At 59.5% G+C, this 6,358-nt stretch carries 6 protein-coding genes and 1 pseudogene; 4 read left to right on the forward strand and 3 right to left on the reverse strand.

Annotation, left to right across the window (positions count from 1 at the left end; all coding sequences use genetic code 11):
- Nucleotides 1–2: 2 nt before the first annotated feature.
- From AC1DOC_RS14515 to AC1DOC_RS14525, 3 genes and pseudogenes are all read right to left on the reverse strand, one after another.
- Nucleotides 3–188: a helix-turn-helix domain-containing protein gene (locus tag AC1DOC_RS14515; RefSeq protein WP_041945792.1), complete on the reverse strand. Its 186-nt coding sequence runs from the start codon at nt 186–188 to the stop codon at nt 3–5.
- Between the two features lie 89 nt (nt 189–277).
- Nucleotides 278–478: pseudogene (locus tag AC1DOC_RS14520) on the reverse strand (AAA-type ATPase lid domain-containing protein); the annotation flags it as partial.
- On the reverse strand, nt 475–1,134 hold the full coding sequence (locus AC1DOC_RS14525; RefSeq protein WP_150106892.1) for a hypothetical protein: 660 nt from the start codon (nt 1,132–1,134) through the stop codon (nt 475–477). The gene AC1DOC_RS14525 and the pseudogene AC1DOC_RS14520, both read right to left, overlap by 4 nt.
- 764 nt (nt 1,135–1,898) lie before the next feature.
- Between AC1DOC_RS14525 and istA the strand changes: the two genes are divergently transcribed.
- The 4 genes from istA to AC1DOC_RS14545 all read left to right on the forward strand — a co-directional run bounded on the left by istA (nt 1,899) and on the right by AC1DOC_RS14545 (nt 6,000).
- Complete coding sequence (istA, locus tag AC1DOC_RS14530) at nt 1,899–3,440, forward strand: IS21 family transposase (RefSeq protein ID WP_015865898.1); 1,542 nt, start codon at nt 1,899–1,901, stop codon at nt 3,438–3,440.
- Nucleotides 3,437–4,186 (forward strand): IS21-like element helper ATPase IstB, encoded by a 750-nt coding sequence (gene istB / locus AC1DOC_RS14535; RefSeq protein ID WP_015865897.1) that lies wholly within the window; start codon nt 3,437–3,439, stop codon nt 4,184–4,186. The genes istA and istB overlap by 4 nt, the downstream gene beginning before the upstream one ends.
- A 669-nt stretch (nt 4,187–4,855) precedes the next feature.
- Nucleotides 4,856–5,347: a helix-turn-helix domain-containing protein gene (locus AC1DOC_RS14540; RefSeq protein WP_026284050.1), complete on the forward strand. Its 492-nt coding sequence runs from the start codon at nt 4,856–4,858 to the stop codon at nt 5,345–5,347.
- Complete coding sequence (locus AC1DOC_RS14545) at nt 5,344–6,000, forward strand: nucleotidyl transferase AbiEii/AbiGii toxin family protein (RefSeq protein ID WP_015865895.1); 657 nt, start codon at nt 5,344–5,346, stop codon at nt 5,998–6,000. Before AC1DOC_RS14540 ends, AC1DOC_RS14545 begins: the two co-directional genes overlap by 4 nt.
- Nucleotides 6,001–6,358 lie beyond the last annotated feature (358 nt).

Genomic DNA, 6,358 nt, shown 5'->3' on the forward strand with positions numbered 1-6,358 from the left:
CGTCAGCGTTCTGCCCCAGGCTGACTCAATTCGAATTCAACCGTCTTCATCTTGAGTCGTTTCATCTTTTCCCAGAGTGTCTTGCGGCTGGTGCCGAGGAGATCGGCAGTCTCGGAGATGCTCCCGCCTGTGCGCTCCAGTGCCCGTTGAATGTGCAGCCGTTCCGCCTCCTCGATCCTGGTTTGCAAGGGTGCGAAGGCGCCGCCAAGTTCACCAGACCGCTCTTCAGCGCTCGAGCCCGTGCCTCCGATCGGGAGATCGATAATTCCTTCATCGCCAGCGCGACCGCTTGCTCGAGGTAACAACGCAGTTGCTTGGCATTGCCCTTCCAGGTTCGGCCGAGCACATCGCGCATGAACGGGTCTGAGACGGCGCTGGGCCTTCGGTGTTCCCGCCTAAGCTGCGCGAGAGTTCGCTCGGTCTGCCAACGAATGTCTTCGGGCCGTTCTCGTCGCGGCGGGAGCCACAGATTGATCATCGCTGCCTTAGAGCACCGCGATACCAGCTCGAAAAGGGTCCGTCGAGAGGAGTGCTTTTTGACATCCCAACCCACTGAAAATCCCTTCCACGCAGAAGTTTGGATTTTGCTGGCAAGGCTAGTTGCATTTGATCGTGGACTCCTACCCACTGCTCATATCGTTCGTCAATAAGCTCGATGACCGCCTCAATCACGGGAGGGATTTCCGGGTTTTTGAGCAGATAGTTTTGCATCATGAAATAACAGGCGTGCGCCGCTCTTCGAAGCCCGATCGAAGGTGGCTTTGCCTCGGCCTTAGCCAGCAGCACCACGACCGCTGTCAGCGCTTCGAAAGTTCCCACCTCGGCAAGAGCCTTCGCAACCTTGCCGTCGAGGTAATACAGCCGTTTAATAAACTGGCGGTGTGGCCGGCCCGGGACGGCCCTCGACTCGAAAATCAATTGCCGAATGTCGTCAGACATGGCCCAAAGCAGATCGTCAGCCTCGGCGACTGTGAGCGCACGTCCTTTGAGTAGGGGCCAAATGACCGAATCAAAAAAGAAGGCCGTTCCGGGGAAGGCCTCTTCAGCCAGGTCGACGGGGTAGCTTTTTCCAACGATCCTGCTGGGGACTCGCGAGCCATCCTGGTACCGACAATATTTGCTGGGACGAAGCATTCCGTCTTCGCGAGGGCGGACGAGGTCTGGCTGCAGCCGTCGCTCGAGGGCGTCGGAGGACGGAAGGCCGCTCTTTATCAGGGTCCCTCCAAGCCAAAACTGTGTGCGCACCTGATCCACCGGATCGCGGCAAGGACGCCCAACACGTGTCCGCTCAGGATTAGAGGCCATCCCGGAAGCGTACAGAAATTCCGGATTTTTAGCGAGGTGGACTCCAAACGAACTCCGGCGAACACTACGAGACCTCGCCGCACTAGAAAAGAACTCATGACGCCTTCCGCCCTGGACTCGTCTTCATTCGAGGCACTTCACATGGAACTAAGGGAAGCACTCGAGGCGAAGCATGGTCCTCTGCTGGGCGGGCGAGCACTGGTGACGTCTATGGGTCACAACACCTCGGCGGGCCTGCGGCAAGCCCAGAAACGTGGGCAGGTGCCGGTTGCATTGTTCAACTTGCCCAATCGACGGGGGTATTTCGCCCTCACGAGTGATGTCGCGGCATGGCTCGCAAGAGCACGCCTCACCGGCGCCCCTGCGTCCAAGAAAGGACAGCCTATAGAGACGAGTTAAAAAACATCCGTCCTAAACGCAAAAGCCCGAGGCGGCAACCACGGGCTTAAGCGTCCGGCCGAGCCAGACAAGGTGAAACATGTATGGCAGGAGTATCGGTCGGCGAATTCCGCGAGTCAAGTACCCGCGGATGCTGAGGGCTAAGCTCGTCTCGCCACCTGCCTCCGGTGGCCTAATCGCCGGAGGAAAGCCCAATGAGGCTTGACATTCGTCTGCAGCGCGAAGTCGCGCGCTTGCACTTTTACGACACGTCTCAGTCGAACCGTGCCATCGCAAAGAGCGTCGGCATATCTCCTGGCGCCGTCGCCAGCGTACGGACCTTGCTGAAAGCGCAAACACTCGGTTGGAACGCGCTGAAAGAGCTCGACGACGAGCAATGGTGTCGCGCCATCGGTTCAGCCGACCGATCAGTACAGCGCCAGAAGGCCACCCCGGATTGGAGTTGGATCCACGAGGAGATGGGGCGCCCTGATGCCACGAGGCATCAACTGTGGCAGGAATGGAAAGAGACTTGCCCGGATGGAATCGAGTACTCACAGTTCACCGAGAAATACAGAGAGTGGATCAAGGCGCAACACATCGTGTTGCGGCGCACGCACCGCCCCGGAGAGGAGCTCTTCGTCGATTTTGCGGGGCGGACGGTTGAAATCCGAGATCGTGCGGGTGGACCTTCGAAGTTTGCCCAGATCTTTGTCGCCGTACTCGGCTGTTCCAACTTCACCTACGTGCAAGCCACAGCGAGTCAGACCACGGCCGACTGGCTGCTCTGCCACATCAACTGCTTCGAGGCGATGGGTGGGGTGCCCAAGTGGGTCGTGTGCGACAACCTTAAGGCCGCAGTCGTGCGGCGTACCCGGGATGACATCACCCTAAATCCGGCCTATCGCGAGATGCTTCGCCACTACGACTGTGTGGCGAAGCCTGCGGGACCCCGCAAACCGAAACACAAAGCGAAGGCCGAGGTCGGTGTCCAGATCGCGCAACGAATCATTCTCTTCAAGCTGCGCAATCGCGTGTTCTTCAATTTAGAAGAACTCAACAGTGACCTCCGGCACCTCACTGTTTCGCTCAATGATCACCCTTTCAAGAAGATGTCGGGTTGCCGCCGCGAGCGGTTTGAATCAACTGATAGGCCCGCGTTAAAACCGCTGCCAGAGCAGCCGTTCGAAATTTGCGAGTGGCGCTACGCTGTGCGTGTTGGTGAGGATCATCACTTCGAACACGCTCGCTGTTTCTACTCGGTTCCATTTGCTTACGCCCGAGATCGTGTCGACCTGCGCATCACTTCTACCGTGATCGAGGCATTTTCCAAGGGGCGCCGCATTGCAATGCACGCGCTCCTCCAGACGGACGGTGAAGTCAGCACGGTACAAGATCATCGCCCGATTGTTCACATGCACGTCCTCGAAGGTGAGCCCAAAGCCTTGAGTTCATGGGCCGAGTCTGTCGGGCCAAACGCCGCCAAGATGATTCGCTACCACTTGCAGGAACGCAGCGACGCAACCAATGGGATCAAAGCCGCTCGCCGGATGCGCGACTTGGCACGGACGTACGGCGAAGAGCGCTTTGAAGCGGTTTGCGCGTATGCGCTTCCGCTAAATATCACCGCATTGCGCAGCATCACCTCAATCCTGTCGAATCAGGCGGATCTGCGGGTCCGGCCTCTGCCGGCTGCCACACCTCGCCCTGAACACGTCAACCTTCGCGGCCCACATTACTTTGGAGACGAATCATGAGCACGACAGAACAGACGACTTCCCGGTTGCGCGAGCTTCGCCTGACGACAATGGCGGAGACATATGAGCTTCAGGCGGAGCAATCCAAGCTTCATCAGCTAACGTTTGACGAGCGATTTGGACTATTGGTAGAAGCAGAAATAGCGGCGCGGGAAAGTCGGAAGCTGAACCGCCTTGTACGTGGGGCTTCGCTGCCAGAGAACGCAGCGTTCGAGGAGTTGGACAATCGCCCGACTCGTGGAATGGACAAGGCACTTCTGTCTTCGCTCTCTAGTTGCGGCTGGATCCGCCATCAGCAAAATCTGATCATCGTCGGAGCAACTGGTGTCGGAAAGACTTGGCTGGCGTGCGCGTTTGGTCATCAAGCCTGTCGCCTGAAGATCCCAGCGGCCTTCTATCGAGCCAGCGATCTGTTTTCCTCTATCGGCGAGGCAACCCATGATGGCTCGTTGCCCAAGCTCCGACTGGCGCTCTCCAAGCCGAGTTTGCTCATCCTTGATGATTTCGGGATCGGTGAAATGTCTTCAACCGCGGCTCAGGTGTTGTTGGATGTYGTTGATCGTCGGATGCGGACCGGTTCCCTGCTAATCACTTCGCAGTACCCAACAGACAAGTGGCATTCGTTCTTCCCTGATCCCACCATCGCTGATGCCGTCCTCGATCGTGTGGTCCATCAGGCGCACCGCATACAGCTAAAAGGTGAGTCGATGCGCAAGTTGCGGGGGCGCAAGCTGCTAGAAGGTTGAGGACGCAACCTAATACGTCATGCTTGACCAACCCAGAACAGAGACGGTAATTAGTTAAGGCTGAAATCGGTGACCGACTCCGACGGAAACCGACGACCTCGTCGTATCGGAATCGGTGACCACGTCGAACCGGAATCGGTGACCACGTCGAACCGGAATCGGTGATCACGTCGGATCGGAATCGGTGACCACGTCGGATCGGAATCGGTGACCACCTCGGATCGGAATCAGTGACCACCTCGGATCGGAATCAGTGTCCACGTCGGACCGGAATACGCACTGGGCCAAGTTGCTGGCGACCGGGAGCTCCGTGCCTTGGGACGACGCGAAGAAATATCTGGCTGCTCGAGGGCGAGGCGAGAAACCCGTAAAGCCGACCGCGCGAAAGCTCGAGTAGCAAGGCATGAGGTCCATGAGATCCTCGGCCGCGCTGGACTTGCGCCGTCTCGCCATCGATTCCCCTCCTCCGAAACCGCCGATCAGCGGATTTGGTAAACATTCAGCAACAAAGCTGAAAGGCATTTGCCAGTGAATCGAAGGGAGTTCCCCCATCAGTGCATTTCCAAATGCGCGTCAGGAGGCGGGGAAGACATGGCCCTTGTTCTTGCAAGTGGGGATGGCAGGCGTAATATGTCTAATATTTTAGACAACATCTGGCTGTGCTCTGCCATGAACCTCATCGACATCGGCCATGCCGTACGAGCCCGACGTGCCGAACTGGGCTTGTCCCAAGCGCAGTTGGCGCACCTGAGCGGCCTGTCCCGGCAAACCCTGGTTGGCTTGGAAACCGGCGTCCTGGGCGATCTGGGTGTCAATCGCGTGGGACAGGTGATGGCAGTGCTGGGGCTGGACAGTCTCAAGCCGGATACGCTGGCGCGGCGCAAGAAGCGTGGCCTGTGGATGGCGGCCAAGACGGCCAGTGTCAGCTATGCGAGTGAAATGGCGCCCGAGGCGCTCGAGCAAGCCCTGGCGAGCGGCGACGTGCCGCCTCCATTCGCCCCGCACCTGACTCATTTGCTTGACGAAGCGCCTGTGCCGATCATCGTGATGGCAGTGGAGGAGACGGCCTCGCGCGCGCACCTGCCGCCGCGGCAGATCTGGCGCAACGTGGCGAAGTTGGCCGAATCCTTGTCCGTGCACCGGCGGGCGCTGTGGGCATGAAGCCCGAGGCATTGCCCGGCGGTCCCTGGGAAAAGCTGTTCCCGCGGGCACTGGCGCTGATCGACGAGATCAGCCGATACGGTGGGATCGCCGATCCGTTCTGGACCTTCGGCGGCGGGACTGTGCTGATGTTCCGCTACCACCATAGGTTGAGCAAAGACATAGACATCTTCGTGCCCGATCCGCAGTACCTCGGCTTTGTCACGCCTCGGTTGAGCGACACGGCGGCGGACCTGACGCAGGACTACACCGAGCAGCCTGGCACCTTTGTCAAGCTGCAATTCGAGGAAGGCGAAATCGACTTCGTGGCCGCTCCCAACCTGCTGGCCGAGGCTTGGGAAACCTGGGACATCGGTGGCCGCTCCGTGAAGGTGGAGACGGCCGCCGAGATCATTGCCAAGAAGATGTACCACCGTGGCGACCGGGCCACGGCGCGCGATCTGTTCGACCTTGCGCTCGTGATCGAGCGCGAGCCGTCCCAGCTCCGAGCGGCAACGCCGTTCCTGCTGCGCCACCGGGAGGCATTCCTGTCTCAGATTCGGCAGCCGCATGCCGGCTTGCGCGCTGCGTTCGACGCCATCGCCACGCTGGACTACACGCCGGGCTTCGACCATTGCGTGACCGTCGTTGGGGAGTTCCTGGTCAGCATGTAGTTTCGGACAGTGCGAGATCGACCTTCGCGCAGGCCATTGCTGGGTTTGAAGTGGTAGCACACGACTCTCTGTCGCTTTGTGCTGAATGGGTCTGGTGTCCTGGCCGAGCGAGCCAATACCTTCTTCAAGGTCCCTTCGGGGCTGATTCTTTTTATGCCTTCGATCGAAGGCCGGGACTTGGTTCAGTCATCCGGCCGATGCGCGGGCGCCGCGGCGCAGGGCCTTCGCATCGCGCGCGGCATGTCGATGCGCAGGGGCCGTCGCCGCTGCGCTGTTCGCGACCGGGCTGGACCGCGGCCTGGCACGCGTGTGCGCCGAGTGAGCGCACGAATTTGCGGCAAGGACCTCGGGTCAGGAG

It is taken from the genome of Variovorax sp. 01T439_2 (assembly GCF_056398445.1).